The sequence below is a fragment of the Dyella caseinilytica genome (assembly GCF_016865235.1).
Classification (GTDB): domain Bacteria; phylum Pseudomonadota; class Gammaproteobacteria; order Xanthomonadales; family Rhodanobacteraceae; genus Dyella_B; species Dyella_B caseinilytica.
Genome location: NZ_CP064030.1, coordinates 3,179,077 through 3,193,912 on the forward strand (window position 1 = coordinate 3,179,077; position 14,836 = coordinate 3,193,912).

13 protein-coding genes are annotated in these 14,836 nt (G+C 61.2%); 8 read left to right on the plus strand and 5 right to left on the minus strand.

The window, feature by feature from the left end:
- Positions 1-54 precede the first annotated feature (54 nt).
- From ISN74_RS13805 to mfd, 5 genes are all read left to right on the plus strand, one after another.
- The gene (locus ISN74_RS13805) at positions 55-996 is read left to right on the plus strand and encodes a 23S rRNA (adenine(2030)-N(6))-methyltransferase RlmJ (protein ID WP_188799783.1); all 942 of its coding nucleotides are present in this window, start codon (positions 55-57) and stop codon (positions 994-996) included.
- 86 nt (positions 997-1,082) lie between these two features.
- Positions 1,083-1,598 carry a Slp family lipoprotein gene (locus tag ISN74_RS13810; protein ID WP_188799784.1) on the plus strand — a complete coding sequence of 172 codons (516 nt, stop codon included), beginning with the start codon at positions 1,083-1,085 and terminating at the stop codon, positions 1,596-1,598.
- A 54-nt stretch (positions 1,599-1,652) separates the two neighbouring features.
- Entirely contained in the window at positions 1,653-2,561 is a 909-nt protein-coding gene (locus ISN74_RS13815; protein WP_188799785.1) for a cation diffusion facilitator family transporter, read from the plus strand.
- Positions 2,562-2,774: 213 nt separating this feature from the next.
- Positions 2,775-3,335, plus strand: a complete 561-nt coding sequence (locus ISN74_RS13820) for a GNAT family N-acetyltransferase (protein WP_229679288.1) — start codon at positions 2,775-2,777, stop codon at positions 3,333-3,335.
- 116 nt (positions 3,336-3,451) lie between these two features.
- Positions 3,452-6,901, plus strand: coding sequence for a transcription-repair coupling factor (gene mfd / locus ISN74_RS13825; protein ID WP_188799787.1), 3,450 nt, complete (start codon positions 3,452-3,454; stop codon positions 6,899-6,901).
- Positions 6,902-6,980: 79 nt separating this feature from the next.
- Here the strand turns inward: mfd and egtD are convergent, their stop codons facing one another.
- The gene (egtD, locus tag ISN74_RS13830) at positions 6,981-7,955 is read right to left on the minus strand and encodes an L-histidine N(alpha)-methyltransferase (protein ID WP_188799788.1); all 975 of its coding nucleotides are present in this window, start codon (positions 7,953-7,955) and stop codon (positions 6,981-6,983) included.
- Complete coding sequence (egtB, locus tag ISN74_RS13835; protein WP_188799789.1) at positions 7,952-9,208, minus strand: ergothioneine biosynthesis protein EgtB; 1,257 nt, start codon at positions 9,206-9,208, stop codon at positions 7,952-7,954. Before egtB ends, egtD begins: the two co-directional genes overlap by 4 nt.
- Before the next feature lie 182 nt (positions 9,209-9,390).
- On the opposite strand from egtB, the gene ISN74_RS13840 reads away from it, so the two are divergent.
- The gene (locus tag ISN74_RS13840; RefSeq protein WP_229679290.1) at positions 9,391-9,843 is read left to right on the plus strand and encodes a DUF6491 family protein; all 453 of its coding nucleotides are present in this window, start codon (positions 9,391-9,393) and stop codon (positions 9,841-9,843) included.
- Positions 9,844-9,910: 67 nt separating this feature from the next.
- Here ISN74_RS13840 and ISN74_RS13845 read toward each other — a convergent pair whose 3' ends face one another.
- The 3 genes from ISN74_RS13845 to ISN74_RS13855 all read right to left on the minus strand — a co-directional run bounded on the left by ISN74_RS13845 (position 9,911) and on the right by ISN74_RS13855 (position 13,087).
- Positions 9,911-10,300, minus strand: a complete 390-nt coding sequence (locus ISN74_RS13845) for a hypothetical protein (protein WP_188799790.1) — start codon at positions 10,298-10,300, stop codon at positions 9,911-9,913.
- A gap of 64 nt (positions 10,301-10,364) precedes the next feature.
- On the minus strand, positions 10,365-12,563 hold the full coding sequence (gene rlmKL / locus ISN74_RS13850; RefSeq protein ID WP_188799791.1) for a bifunctional 23S rRNA (guanine(2069)-N(7))-methyltransferase RlmK/23S rRNA (guanine(2445)-N(2))-methyltransferase RlmL: 2,199 nt from the start codon (positions 12,561-12,563) through the stop codon (positions 10,365-10,367).
- Complete coding sequence (locus tag ISN74_RS13855; RefSeq protein ID WP_188799792.1) at positions 12,560-13,087, minus strand: alpha/beta hydrolase; 528 nt, start codon at positions 13,085-13,087, stop codon at positions 12,560-12,562. Before ISN74_RS13855 ends, rlmKL begins: the two co-directional genes overlap by 4 nt.
- 227 nt (positions 13,088-13,314) lie before the next feature.
- Between ISN74_RS13855 and ISN74_RS13860 the strand changes: the two genes are divergently transcribed.
- Positions 13,315-13,887: an N-acetylmuramoyl-L-alanine amidase gene (locus ISN74_RS13860; RefSeq protein WP_188799793.1), complete on the plus strand. Its 573-nt coding sequence runs from the start codon at positions 13,315-13,317 to the stop codon at positions 13,885-13,887.
- Between the two features lie 30 nt (positions 13,888-13,917).
- The gene (locus ISN74_RS13865; RefSeq protein WP_188799794.1) at positions 13,918-14,787 is read left to right on the plus strand and encodes an acyl-CoA thioesterase; all 870 of its coding nucleotides are present in this window, start codon (positions 13,918-13,920) and stop codon (positions 14,785-14,787) included.
- Positions 14,788-14,836: the final 49 nt, after the last annotated feature.

The following is a 14,836-nucleotide window of genomic DNA, read 5'->3' on the forward strand; positions in this document are numbered from 1 at the left end:
GCATCGTTACGGCGGGCTGGGGTCTATACTGATCTGCCCAGCTCGCCGACCGCCATGAATTATCGCCACGCCTACCATGCCGGCAATTTCGCCGACGTCCTCAAGCACAGCGTGCTGTTCGCGCTGCTCCAGGCGTTGAAGGCGAAGGAAACGCCGTTTGCATTGATCGACACGCACGCCGGCAGCGGCTGCTACGCGCTGGATGGCGAGGAAGCCGGCAAGACCGGCGAATACCGCGACGGCATAATGCGTCTGCTGTTTCCGGATCTGAAACGAGGCGGCCAGGCAGGCAGCCAGCCGCTGCCGCCACTGCTGCGCCACTGGCTCGACGCCATCCTCGCCCTGCCCGGCAACGAACATGGTTTGAAGCTGTACCCAGGCTCGCCCTTGCAAGCGGCACGCGCCATGCGTGACATCGATGGCGCTTACCTGTGCGAACTGCATCCCGAAGAAGCCACCTTGCTACGTGAGTTGTTCCATCACGATGCGCGCGTGCATGTGCACAACCGCAACGGCTACGAAGCGTTGAAGGCATTGCTTCCGCCGAAGGAAAAGCGCGGACTGGTGCTGATCGATCCACCGTACGAAGCACAGGAAGCGGAATACCGCCTGATCGAAGCAACTTTGAAGGCAGCACTGCAACGCTGGCCCACCGGCATCTACGCCATCTGGTATCCCATCAAGCAGCGCAGCCAGGTACAGCCCTTCCTGCGCTGGTTGCAGCACTGCGGCGCAAAGCGTGTCTTACGCGCGGAATTACTGGTGCATCCAGACGATTCGCCCTTGCGCTTGAACGGCTCGGGCATGGCGATCATCAACGCGCCATGGAATCTCTACCAGATTTTGCGCGAGCCATTGCAGGCCATGGCGCGCCTGTTGTCGCAAGAACGCGCGGCCCAATGGCAATTGGATTGGCTGGTGGAAGAAGGTGCGTCAGCCGCCGCAACGCATCCGTTTTCGGCAACCCGGTTACCGCCGCCGAAACGAGCCCGCTAAGGCGGCAGTGATACTTGGTCCGTGTTGCCTTAAGCTCATCCTTGACGGCAACGATGCGTTGCCACGTTCGCCGCAAGGGTATCGCCATGAACATTCGCTCTGTTTTCCGTCCATTGCGCTGGCTCGCGGTTCCGGTTGCGCTGGCACTTACCGCCTGCGCGCCAGCACCCATCTACCAGGTCACGCCAGGTACGGTGAACGTCATTCCCATGCAAGTGGCACATTCGCCGGAACAGTTCGCAAAAGGCGACGTGATCTGGGGCGGCAGCGTGATCGACGTACGCAACTTCCCCGATCACACCGAAGTCGAAATGCTGGCCTACCCGCTGGATTCATCGCAACGCCCGCAGACCAATGCACAAGCGCAGGGTCGGTACATCGCGATCTATACGGGTTATGTCGAAGCGCTCAACTTTCCGCCGGGCGGCCTCGTCACGATCAGCGGCCAGCTCAACGGCAGCCGTTCCGACAGCGTAGATCAAGCCACGTACGTGTATCCGCTGGTAAACGTGACGCAGTCCCATCGCTGGACAGCAGCGGAATTGCGTGCAGGCCATCCAGACATCCATTTCGGTGTCGGCGTGGGTGTCGGCATTCATTGATGTGCACCACACGGGTGGATGCGTGAGCGCGCATCCGCAACAGGGAGTTGCTGCATGTCCGGTCACGCCAATTCACTGAAAGCCATTCTGCTGGCACTTGGCGCCAACTTCGCGATCTTCCTCGCCAAGTTGGTCGCCGCTGTCATCACCGGCTCGGGCGCAATGATGGCCGAGGCAGTGCATTCGCTGGCCGATTGTGGCAACCAGGGACTCTTGTTGCTTGGTATGCGTCAGGCAAAAAGGCCGCCATCGGATGAATATCCGCTCGGCTGGGGCCGAGCTATGTATTTCTGGTCATTCGTGGTGGCTGTGCTGCTGTTTGCGGTGGGCGGTCTGTTCTCGATCTACGAAGGCGTGCACAAGCTCAGCGCACCGGAGCCGCTGAAATGGCCATGGCTGGCCCTGGGTGTGTTGTTGTTCGGCATCGTGGCTGAAAGCATTTCCATGCGTGGCTGTATGCATGAAGTGAATCGCGCGCGTGGCGAGCAAAGTTTGTGGCACTGGTTCCGCGAGACGCGCTCCAGCGAATTACTGGTGATCTTCGGCGAAGACCTCGCTGCGCTACTTGGCCTATGCCTGGCGGCAATTGCGATAGGCGCCACCATGCTTACCGGCAATCTGCTGTTCGACGCCATGGGAACCATCGCTATCGGCGTGTTGCTGGTCGTGGTGGCCGCCGCACTGGCCATCGAGGTGAAGGCACTGCTGATCGGCCAGGGCGTCGAGCCGCGCCGCCGCGCTGAGTTGCTGGCCTTCCTCGATAGTCGCCCCGAGGTGGCTCAGATCTATAACCTGATCACCCTGCAAATGGGGCCGGACGTGATGGTGGCCGTAAAAGCCCGGATGGTCTCCACGCCGGACAACGTCAGCCTGATCCAGGCCATCAACACCGTCGAAGCGGCCATGAAGGTCCAGTTTCCCGATATCCGCTGGAGCTTCTTCGAGCCGGATATTACCGACTAGAATCCCCGGCCCATATGTCGCACCGCAGCATGAGACACGAGCAAGGCTGATCCCCCGCCGTGCTTGATTTCCCCATGCAAGCCGGACTGAAGGCGCTCATACTGGTCTGAGTGGTCGCTATGCGTTCATGCTGCAGTGCAAACAATACGCTATAGTATGGTCATGCTTATGACACCTGCCCGCGATTTTGGACCCCACTCCCGGCACGCCCAATTGCCGCCCCGTAGCGGCGAGCGTTTCGCCAGCCCGCATATCGTCGCTACGCCGAAGGGCAAAGTCGTGTACACCGCCGATGGCCGCGAGCTGGTGATGCGCAGCATCGAGCCGGGTGACATGCCCGCCGTGCAGCGTTGCTTCAAGCGACTCTCTCCGCAGGATGTGCGTCGCCGCTTCATGCATGCCATGTCCGAACTGCCCACGCCGATGGCGCAGCGTCTATGCCGCATCGATCCCGAATGGGAAGCGGCCTATGTGCTGATGGATGAAACCGTAAAGCCTGCCGAATTGCGCGGCGTTGGGCGCATCTTTGTGGATGAAGCGGCCAACAGTGCGGAATTCTCGGTGCTGGTGGAACGCGAGTGGACGCGCATTGGCCTCGGCGCGCTGCTGATGCAGCAGTTGGTCGACGAATGCCGTCGCCGCGGACTCAGCGAACTGTGGGGCTATGTGCTGATGGAAAACCGTCCCATGCTGGAGCTATGCAGGGAGCTGGGCTTTGTAGCGAAGATGGTGCCGGGCGAAGCGGGCACCGCCCAGATCAGCCTGAGGCTCTGAGCCACCTGGGAACGCCTCAACCCGTCGACATAGGATGGGGCGCCCACCACTGAAGCGCTACACTTGCGCGCTCGACCGGCGCGGCACGAACGCTGCGCCCTCCACGCAGCGTTCCCATGCCTAATCCGATCAACCACCCGCCCCTTCCCACCACTCCCAAGCAACGCCGCTTCTGGACGCCACCACACGGTTCAGCACGGGCCTTGCTGGTTGCCGAAGCCGCGCAATCGCATAGCGGCCTGCTGGTGGTGGTCACGAAGGACACCCAACGCGCGCACGCGCTGGAAGACGAATTGCGGATCTTCGCCGGCTCGCTGCCGGTGCTGCATTTTCCCGATTGGGAAACACTGCCCTACGACGTCTTCAGTCCGCACCCGGATATCGTGTCGCAGCGCATCGCCACGCTGTACCAATTGCCCAGCGTAAAGCGCGGTGTGCTGGTGGTGTCGGCGGCAACGCTGATGCAGCGGATTGCTCCGCGCACGCACATCACCGGCTCCGGCCTGATGCTGCGCAAGGGACAGAAGCTGGATCTCGCTGCGGAACAGCGTCGACTGGAAGCAGCCGGCTACCGGCACGTACCGCAAGTGGCCGAGCCAGGCGATTTCGCGGTGCGCGGCGCGCTGATCGATATCTTCCCGATGGGAGCGCGCGAACCCTATCGCATCGAACTGTTCGATGATGAAGTGGAGTCGATCCGCAGCTTCGATCCGGAAACACAGCGCTCGCAGCAGCAAGTCGAAAAGGTGGAATTGCTGCCTGCCCGCGAATTTCCTGTGACGGACGACGCAGCCAAAGCGTTCCGCAATCGCCTGCGCGAGCGCTTTCCAATCGATGTGCGCCGCTGTCCGATCTACCAGGACATGAAGGAAGCCGTTACACCGGGTGGCATCGAGTACTACTTGCCGTTGTTCTTCGAGCAGACGGCAACACTGTTCGATTACCTCGCCGACGACGCGCTGTTCGTGCTCGGCGAAGGCACGGGCGAAGCTGCCGAACAGTTCTGGACGCAGACTGCAGAACGCTACGACCAGCGCGCGCACGATATCGAGCGCCCGGTATTGCCACCAGCCGAGCTTTATCTTTCACCCGAACAGTTGCGCGAACAATGGAACAAGCGCCTGCGCGTGGAAGTGGTCGACAGTGGCCACGAACACGCCGTGGCTTCCGGTACACAACCCGCACCCGAGGTGCCGCTCAACCGCAAGGGCGAAGAGCCGGGCACCTCGTTGCGTCATTTCATCGAAAACTATCCGGGGCGCGTATTGATCGCCGCCGATTCGGCCGGTCGCCGCGAAGCCCTATTGGAGCAGCTGGCCGCCGCGGGCTTACGCCCACAGAACGTCGATGGCTGGCAAGGTTTCCTGGCTGATCCGAACAAGCTCACCATCACCATCGCGCCGCTCGAACAAGGCTTCGCGCTGACCAAACCCGCCATGGCGGTGTTGACCGAGCGCGAACTGTTCGGCGAACGCGTGCGCACCGAGCGTCGGCGCCGCCGCGGCGCAGCGCGCGATCCGGACACCATCATTCGCGACCTGACCGAGCTGTCGATCGGCTCGCCGATCGTGCACGTCGATCACGGCGTAGGCCGTTACCAGGGCTTGGTGTCGATGGAGCTGGGCGGCATGGCCGGCGAGTTCCTCACTATCGAATATGCCAAGGGTGACAAGCTGTACGTGCCAGTGGCGCAGCTTGGCCTGGTCAGTCGCTACTCGGGTACTGCGCCGGAACTCGCACCGCTGCATTCATTGGGTGGCGATGCCTGGGAACGCGCGCGCAAGAAAGCCGCGGAGAAAGTACGCGATGTGGCGGCGGAATTGCTCGCCATTTATGCCCAGCGTGAAGCGCGCGGTGGCGAATCATTGCCGATCGATCGTCAGCTGGTCGAGGAATTCGGCAGCAGCTTCCCGTTTGAGGAAACTCCGGATCAGCTGCATGCCATCGATGCCGTGCTTGGCGATTTGGCTGCACCACGCGCGATGGATCGCGTGATCTGCGGCGACGTCGGTTTCGGCAAGACCGAGGTCGCATTGCGTGCAGCCTTCGCTGCTGCCACCGCCGGCAAACAGGTTGCCGTGCTGGTGCCGACCACCCTCCTGGCCCAGCAGCATTACCGCAATTTTGCCGACCGCTTCGCCGATTGGCCGGTGCGTGTCGACGTGCTGTCGCGCTTCCGTTCGACCAAGGAAGTAAACGAGGCGCTCAAGCGCCTCGCCGATGGTCAGATCGACGTGATCGTCGGCACCCACAAGCTGCTGCAGCCGGATATCAAGTTCAAGCAACTCGGTCTGGTGATCGTCGATGAAGAACAACGTTTCGGCGTGCGCCAGAAGGAGCAGCTCAAAAAGCTGCGCGCCGAAGTCGATCTGCTGACGATGACCGCCACGCCGATTCCGCGCACCCTGAACATGGCGATGAGCGGCTTGCGCGATCTGTCGCTGATCACCACGCCACCCGCGCATCGCATGGCCGTGCGTACATTCATTTCCGCATGGGAACCGGCCCTTATGCGCGAAGCATTCCAGCGCGAATTGCAACGCGGCGGCCAGGTGTACTTCCTGCACAACGAAGTGGAGAGCATCGAGCGCACCACCCGTGAATTGCAGGAATTGATTCCCGATGCCCGCATCGGCATCGCCCATGGCCAGATGCCGGAACGCGAGTTGGAACAGGTGATGGCCGATTTCCATCGCCAGCGTTTCAACGTACTGGTGTGCACGACGATCATCGAAACCGGCATCGACATCCCCACCGCCAACACCATCATCATCAATCGCGCGGACCGCTTTGGCCTGGCCCAGCTGCATCAGCTGCGTGGGCGTGTCGGCCGTTCGCATCATCGCGCTTACGCATACCTGATCGTACCGGATCGCAAGAGCATCACGGCTGACGCGGAGAAGCGCCTGGAAGCCCTCGCTTCGCTGGAAGAACTGGGCGCAGGCTTCACGCTCGCCACGCATGATCTGGAGATCCGCGGTGCCGGTGAATTGCTGGGCGATGAGCAATCCGGCCAGATTCAGGAAATCGGCTTCGGCCTGTATACGGAATTGCTCGAACGCGCCGTGCGCGCGCTGAAGTCTGGCAAGATTCCAGATTTCGACCTCAGCAGCGAACACGAAACCGAAGTGGAACTGCACCTTCCGGCACTGATTCCCGACGACTACCTGCCCGATGTACACACCCGTCTGACGCTATACAAGCGCATCGCCAGCGCACGCAATGAAGAATCCTTGCGCGAACTGCAAGTGGAAATGATCGACCGCTTCGGCCTGCTGCCAGATGCCGTCAAGCAATTGTTCGCGTTGGCGAGCTTGAAACTCATGGCAACACCGCTGGGCATCCGCAAGCTCGACTTCGGCGCGAACGGTGGACGCGTCACCTTCCGCGACAAGCCCGATATCGATCCGATGGCACTCATCCGGCTGATCCAAAACTATCCGCGCATCTACAAGCTGGATGGTCAGGACAAATTAAAGGTGAATTTGGAATTGCCGGGTGCCAGCGAACGCATCCGTGTTGCGGAAGAAATCCTGGGCAAGCTTGGGGCGCGCAAGGCAGCTTAACGGCGAAACCTCCACTCCCCTGCTAGCAGGGGAGTGAGTCAATCTCGCAGGTGGAGCAGTACGCGACTTACCGCCAGATCTAAGACCCGGTGCGTGTTAGGTATTGCAGACTGAACATGCTCTGCGGATCCATCCACACTTGCTGCACCGCCAAGCCGGCTACCGCTGCAAGCGCTGCGAAGTCTTCCAGCGAATACTTGCAGCTGTATTCCACCAGCATGGCTTCTTCTTCGCGGAACAGCACCTGCAAACGCCCCACGCGTACGCGTTGTTCGCGATTGCTGAGGATGTGCGTTTCAATGCGTCCTGCCATGGCGTTGTAGTGCGCACGGTGGCGGAATGCGCCGAGCTCGAAATTGCAGCCCAGCTCGCGATTCAGGCGCGCAAGTATGTTGAGCGTGAACGCTGCGGTGACGCCGGCGCGGTCGTTGTAGGCAGATTCAAGTGTCGACTTGTCTTTCTTAAGATCTGCACCGACCAGGATGCCGCCGTTGTCGCCCATTTCGCTACGCATCTTGCGCAGCAATTGCGCAGCTTCGCGTTCGTCGAAATTGCCGATGGTGGAGCCGGGGAAATACACCACAGTGCGGCGCGGCGCGCGCGGCGGAACCGGCAATCGCAGCGCTCGCGTGAAGTCCACCGGCAACGGCTGGATCGGCAAGTCCGGGAAATGCTGTTCCATGCCCTGCATGCCATGTCGCAATGCTTCCGATGACAGCTCGATCGGCACCCAGGCAACCGGATCAGCAAGATGCTCGAGCAGTAACCGCGTTTTCACCGCATGGCCGCTGCCGTATTCAACCAGCCGGACATCCGGACCAAGCAACTCGGCAATCTCGCCGGCATGTGCATCAAGCAGCGCGATTTCCGCGCGCGTCAGATAATACTCAGGCTGCTCACAGATGCGTTCGAACAGGGCCGAACCTTGTTCGTCATAGAACAACCAGGAAGGCAACCGCTTAGGTTGCGAACGTAAGCCGCGTTGAACAACTTGCAGCAACTGGTTATCGGGGGGGCGTTGTTCGTCACGTACTGCATAAGCTTGAACATTCATCGGTCCTGTCCCAATCGGATGCCCGCAAACTGCCAGCGGGCATGGGGCGGAAAAAAGTTGCGATAACTGACCCTGATATGGTCTTGCGGTGTCGCGCACGAGCCACCGCGCAACACCCATTGCCCATTCATGAATTTGCCGTTGTATTCACCGAGGGCACCGGGCAAGGGGTTGAAGCCCGGATAGCTTACGTAAGGCGATGCGGTCCATTCCCACACGTCGCCATACATCTGTTGCATGCCCTCGCCCGCGTGTGCAGCGATGGGATGGAAGCGTTGATTTTCCTGGAAGTTGCCCGCGGCTTGCTGCGCCACTGCGGCATTCTCCCATTCGCCTTCCGTAGGCAAGCGCGCGCCGGCCCAGCGCGCAAAAGCATCAGCTTCGAAGTAGCTGACATGGCAGACCGGCGCATTGGCGTTGAGTGCGTGCATACCCGATAGCGTGAATTCGCTGGACAAGTCTTCCTGCCAGTACAACGGCCGCTGCCAGCCTTCGCGCTGCACCGTGTCCCAGCCGTCGGACAACCATAGCGCGGGATCGCGATAACCACCATCGCGCACAAAGGCGAGGTACTCACCATTGGTGACGAGCCGATTGGCAAGCGTATGCTGCGACAGCCAGGTGCGATGACGCGGCGTTTCGTTGTCATAGGCAAAACGTCCGCTGTCGCCGTGCCCGATCTCAACAACACCTTCCCTGCCGGGCAAGAAGCGCATTGGCACCGATACGTTTTCTGTTTCCGCATGCAGCGCTTGACGATAGACCGGCTGCAACGGCTGCGACCAGAACGCATGCTTGATATCGGTGAGAAGCAGCTCCTGATGTTGCTGTTCGTGCTGCAAGCCGAGTTCAATGCGTGCGGCAAGCACATCATCGACGCCACGCATGATCAGCTCACCGACAGCCTCATCGATACGGGCGCGGTAATCGCGCACTTCGTCCAGGGAGGGCCGTGACAGCAAGCCGCGTTGCGGACGCGCATGCATTGGCCCGACCGATTGATAGTAGGAATTGAGTTGGTAATGCCATGCCGTATTGGGCGAGCGATAGGCAGGGTCACGCCCGAGCACGAACTGCTCGAAAAACCAGGTGGTATGCGCCAGATGCCATTTGCCTGGACTGGCATCGGGCATCGATTGCACCATCAAGTCTTCCGCACTGAGCCCAGCGCAAAGCGCAAGCGTCTGCCTGCGGATACGCATGAAGCGTGCAAAACAATCTTCAGTGCGTACGGCAAATGTGGAGGCATTCATGACACAGATACGGACCGGGCGATGTGGTGCGATACATCTTGTGGCGCATGAACCAACGGGCGATCATACCTTTAACCATGCCGTATGGATTGTTCATATTATGTAATGCGCGCATGGCGGAAATATGGCGATTACCGCGCTTGCATCGCCGCAGCGCATCAACGCAGCCGAGGGTGAGCTATATGAAGCCTGTCATGTCGGTAATGCTGTTTTTTGCTCTTGCAGCAAATGCGGGTTTAGCGTTTGCTCAGTCATCCACACCTGCCCGCACACCTTTACGCAACAACGACTGCCTGCGCATCAGCCAGATCAACGAATGGCATGTCATCGATGACAGAACAGCCATCGTGCAAGCCGGGCCGTATCAACGCTACCTGGTGAAGCTGCAGGCCGATTGCCAGAAGTTGGGCATCGGCAATCCCGGACTGAGGTTCATTGGCAGCAGGGCAGATCGTGCCACGCAGCCCGATCGCATTTGCGGATCGGCCGGCGAGAAGGTGGCCGCCCGTTACCAGCCCGGTTGCGCGATTCAATCACTGAGTCTGATCGATCAGGCCACCTTCAATGACCTGCGCAACAAGGCCAAACGCAACAGCACCACGACGCAGCAGCCTGCTCCTGCTACGAATCCCTGAGGCGGCTACGCCCCTTGCACAAAAAAGCCCGGCGCATGCCGGGCTCTTTTGTTTGCGTACGGCTGGATCAGTAACCCGGACCGATATAGCGGGTCTGGTACGGATCGGACGTTACCACCGTAGTGACCACCGGCGGCGGCGCAGTCTGGTAGACCACGGTGCCTGGGGCGTAGTAGCCCGGGCCGTAGACCACGGTCGGCGGCGGCGCGTAGTACACCGGGGGACCGGCCACTGCACCGGCTACGACACCTGCCACAACACCACCCACGATGGCACCCGCAATCCAGCGGCCACCGCTCCAGTAACCGCCGCCGCGATAGCAGCAGCCACCGTGGTAATAGCCACCACCGTGCCAGCCACCACCCCAGCGTTGGGCCGATGCACTAACCGGCAACGCCACGGCCGCGGCAAGGGCCAGGCCGATCGCAACCAACTTGCCGACATTACGTTTGGACATGACACACCTCCGTCAAGATGGGAGTTATGGTTGTCCTTTCGCGCTTAATCTGTACTGAAGGGTTTCATTTCTTTACACGGGCACTTTCCCAAGGATTTACCTGGCCCTCAGCTGCCCCGCCCGACCTCTTAGGGCGAAGCAGCCAGCAGTCGTGAATGTTTGCGCGGCGCGAAAAATCAAATGGAATGCTGCCCGCGCCCCAGTTCTCGATGGAGAGGCGTTCTTCCAACCCAGCGCTGTCCAGCGTGAAGCGGCGGAAGTTGTTGGAAAACACGATGATGCCGTCGCGGGTGAGACGATCCGCGCAGGCCAGCAGCAATTTGACGTGATCGCGCTGCACGTCGAAATCGTCAGCCCGTTTGGAGTTGGAGAAGGTGGGCGGATCGACATAGATCAGCCCATAACGCTCGCGCGAATGCTGCAGGAAGCTAAACGCATCCGATTGCACCAGTTGGTGATCCTCGCCGGTGAATCCGTTCAGCGCCAGATTGCGCGAGGCCCATTCGAGATAGGTACCGGACAGGTCGACGCTGGTGGTATCGCGCGCGCCGCCCGCCGCCGCGTAAACACTGGCGGTTGCGGTATAGGCAAACAGGTTGAGGAAGCGCCTTCCTTCAGCCAGCTCTCGCAATTTGGCGCGAACCAGGCGGTGATCGAGGAACAGGCCCGTATCCAGGTAATCGTAAAGATTTACCAGAAACCTCAGCCCGCCCTCTTCCACCTCGATGAACTCGCCGCGCTGGTCGAACTGACCGTATTTCGAACCGCCCTTGCCGCGTTCGCGCGTTTTCAGCGCGACCCGCGCGCGCGGTACGTCGAAAGTTTCACCGGCCACTCGTGCGATTTCGCGTACGCGCGTCCTCGCCAGTTCTTCCGGTACGTCGGCCGGTGCCCGGTATTCCTGGATATGTAGATGCGGGGCGCCGGAAGTATCCGTGTAGACGTCGATGGCGGCGGCATACTCCGGCAGATCCTGGTCATACGCCCGCCAGGCATGGATGCCTTCACGCTCCAGCCGCTTGCGTAGATGGCGGACATTCTTGTCCAGCCGGTTCTTGAGCATTTGCGCGCTGGGTGAAAGCGGCGGTTTTTCGCGCGGGGTGTCGTCACGCGGATGCAGCTCGAACACCAGCAACACGGTTTCGAGTGCGCCGTTGTAGAGCGTGTATTTCTTTTCCGGGCGCAGCGTAGTGGCGCGACCCAGTTCTGCATCGCCCGCCAGAATCGCCGCGCGCCAGCCGGTAAAACGATCGCGCAACAGTTCGCCGACGGCGCGGTAGAGCTTGGGCAAGGTTTCGCGATCGCCAAGACGCTCACCATAGGGCGGATTGGTAATCACCAGACCCTGCGTGAACCCCGGTGGCGGCAACACGTGCAAGGCATCGTGACGATCGAGCGTGAAGAAACCCGCAACACCGGCTTCCTGCGCATTGCGCTTGGCCGTCTGCACCATGCGCGGATCGGCATCGGACCCGAAGAAGCAACTGCGCAACGCGGGCAATCCGGTTTCGGCACGCTTGCGCGCTTCGTCCAGCAGTCCGCGCCACAACGCGATATCGTGTTGATTCCAACCCAGGAAACCGTAATACGTGCGCCGCAAGCCGGGCGCCACGTCGGCCACCATCAAGGCACCTTCAATGAGCAAGGTGCCCGAACCGCACATCGGATCGAGCAAAGCGCCGCCTTGCGCATAGATCGCCGGCCAACCCGCACGCAGCAGCATCGCGGCGGCGAGATTTTCCTTCAGCGGTGCTTCGCCCTGCTGCTCGCGCCAGCCACGGCGATGTAAGGGAGCACCTGCCAGATCGATCGACACGGTGGCCCGATCGCGCCGCAAGCGCAGGTTGATGCGTACGTCAGGCTCTTCCGTGTCCACGCCCGGGCGCTCCTGCCCACGGGCACGGAACTGATCGACCACCGCATCCTTGACCCGTTGCGCCAGAAATTGGCTGTGGGTGATTTTGCTCTGGGCGGTATTGGCATCCACTGCCAGCGTGGCGTGCGGCGCCAGATGCTGGGACCAGTCGATGGCCTGCACGCCCGCATACAGTGCTTCGTCGGAAGCCGCCTCGAATTCGGCGATCGGCAACAGGATGCGGCTGGCCAGACGCGACCACAGGCACGCCCGATACGCCGTCTCCAGCGTGCCGGAAAAACGCACGCCGGCCAGCGCCTCGTGCACATCGGTGCCGCCCAGCGCCATCAGCTCGTCGCGCAGCAGGTATTCGAGCCCCTTGGGGCAGGTTGCAAAAAAACTGTTCAAGTGCGCTTCGCCAACTGTTCCAGGAAAAAGCCGAACTGCCGGCCTAGTTCGTCAATGTGTTTGCCGAGGCGATGATCGTCATCCAACACCAGCAGCGGCAGGTAACGGCGGCGGGCGAATTCGTAGATTTCGTCCAGTGGACAGACCTCATCCTGCCAGCCGTGGATGAGCAGCGTCGGTACATCTTCGCGCAGGTCGAAGGCGTAATCGCTGCCTGGGATCATCGACGGCGTTGCCAGCAGGAACAGGCCGGCCACCGGCCGCTCAAGCGACGCCAGCCCGGATACAAACGAGCCCATGCTCGATCCCACCAGTACCGGCGGTGCTGCGCATGCGGCGATCCGGTCATGCAAGCGCGCGATGCGCGGCGTGACCGAGCCAGCATGACCCAGGGCATCGTCTTCGCGATAGTCCGGACGCTCGGTATTCCACCCCATCGCTTCGGCCACTTTCGCCAGCTCACTGACCTTGGTGGCATCCGGACCGGTATCCGAACCGTGGGAGAGTATGACGTGTCCGGGCATGACAGCCTCCATGATTGCGCAACAGCAGAACGCGAATGATAGCCCTGTTGGCGTGCAGGAAGCCTCTACACAAGAACGAGTATGGGGAGCGTGTACCGTGAGCATGAAGACTACAGGCTCACACAAGAGGACCGACTTAAAAAACCGGCGCGTTACGTTCTATCACTCCGCGTGTACCAAGTGCCCTACTACCCATCCCCCCTCCCCCCTTATGCAAAACTGACCTTATGCTCATGCTCACCATCCACGATCAGCCCCTGCCATACGTCGCCAAGCTGCTTGAGCGTCCTGCCAGCGCCGTGACCCTGGTGGTAATCCACTGCACCGAACTGCCCGATCTGGCGATGGCCCGCGAGTACGGCGAGAAGGTCCTGTACGACAACGGCACCGGCAATAGCGGCCACTACTACATCGACCGCGACGGTGCGGTGTATCGCTACGTACCCGGCACGCGGGTGGCCAACCATGTGCGCGGTTACAACCCGCCCTCGATCGGCATCGAACTGGTCAACAAAGGACGTTATCCGGACTGGTTCGACTCACGCCGGCAAACCATGACCGAACCCTACACGACGGCACAGATCGCATCGCTGCGCGCGTTGCTCGCACAGCTGCGCTTGGATTTCCCCAACCTGCACGAGATCGCCGGTCACGAGGATCTGGATCTCGCCCGCGTTCCAGCCAGTGACGATCCGGCCAAGGAAGTGCCACGCAAGCTCGATCCCGGCCCGCTGTTCCCCTGGGCCGAAGTGCTGGCTGACAGCGGGCTGAAGCGGATTGGGGCAACGCCGCCGCTATAATTGCCAACCTTACGTTCAGGGGTTAGCCGCATGCGGGACGCGCACGTCAAAGAACTGGTGGATTTGCTGCAGCTGGAACGGCTGGAAGACAACCTCTTCCGCGGCCAGAGCCGCGATATCGGCACGCGCTTCGTATTTGGCGGACAGGTGCTGGGACAAGCGCTATCAGCCGCTCAACAGACAGCGGATCCCTCGCGCGAAGCACACTCGCTGCACGCTTATTTTCTGCGCGCTGGCGATATCGACGCGCCGATCGTCTACAGCGTCGAGCGTGCCCGCGATGGCGGGTCGTTCTCGGCGCGCCGGGTGGTGGCGATCCAGCACGGGCAGCCCATTCTGAATGGTGCCATTTCGTTCCAGGTTCCGGAGAAAGGCGTTGAGCATCAGTCGTCGATGCCGGAAGTGCCGGCACCGGAAGACCTCGAGCCCATGCACCGGGTGCCACCGGATGAGCTGGCCCGCCTGCCGGTGAAGCTGCAACGCTGGCTGGGCAGCGATGGCCCGTTCGAATTCCGCCAGGTGTGGCCGCGCGACGAGATCCATCCGGCCAAGCGGCCGCCGATCCAGCACATCTGGTTCCGCCTCACCTCACCGGTCAGCGATTCGGCTGTACTGCATCGCGCTTTGCTGGCGTACGCCTCGGACTTCCATCTGATCGGCACCGCCACCCTGCCGCATGGCATTTCCTACCTCACGCACAACATCCAGATGGCCAGCCTGGATCATGCCCTGTGGTTCCACCGCCCGTTCCGGGTGGACGAGTGGCTGCTGTACTCCTTCGACAGCCCTACCGCCCAGGGCGCACGCGGACTGGCACGGGGACAGATCTTCAGCCGCGACGGCCGTTTGGTGGCGTCAACGGCACAAGAAGGCTTGATCCGCTTGCGCGAAGGCGATTAGCAAGACAGCAAGCGCTGCGGTGTGGGTTGCTTCTCATGGCCTGCTAAAC

Coding starts and splice junctions, on each gene's coding strand:
- ISN74_RS13805 (WP_188799783.1), top strand. CDS start 55: ATGAATTATCGCCACGCCTACCATGCCGGCAATTTCGCCGACGTCCTC.
- egtD (WP_188799788.1), bottom strand. CDS start 7,955: ATGAATGTTCAAGCTTATGCAGTACGTGACGAACAACGCCCCCCCGAT.
- ISN74_RS13840 (WP_229679290.1), top strand. CDS start 9,391: ATGAAGCCTGTCATGTCGGTAATGCTGTTTTTTGCTCTTGCAGCAAAT.
- egtB (WP_188799789.1), bottom strand. CDS start 9,208: ATGAATGCCTCCACATTTGCCGTACGCACTGAAGATTGTTTTGCACGC.
- ISN74_RS13865 (WP_188799794.1), top strand. CDS start 13,918: ATGCGGGACGCGCACGTCAAAGAACTGGTGGATTTGCTGCAGCTGGAA.
- ISN74_RS13855 (WP_188799792.1), bottom strand. CDS start 13,087: ATGCCCGGACACGTCATACTCTCCCACGGTTCGGATACCGGTCCGGAT.
- mfd (WP_188799787.1), top strand. CDS start 3,452: ATGCCTAATCCGATCAACCACCCGCCCCTTCCCACCACTCCCAAGCAA.
- ISN74_RS13815 (WP_188799785.1), top strand. CDS start 1,653: ATGTCCGGTCACGCCAATTCACTGAAAGCCATTCTGCTGGCACTTGGC.
- ISN74_RS13810 (WP_188799784.1), top strand. CDS start 1,083: ATGAACATTCGCTCTGTTTTCCGTCCATTGCGCTGGCTCGCGGTTCCG.
- ISN74_RS13860 (WP_188799793.1), top strand. CDS start 13,315: ATGCTCATGCTCACCATCCACGATCAGCCCCTGCCATACGTCGCCAAG.
- ISN74_RS13845 (WP_188799790.1), bottom strand. CDS start 10,300: ATGTCCAAACGTAATGTCGGCAAGTTGGTTGCGATCGGCCTGGCCCTT.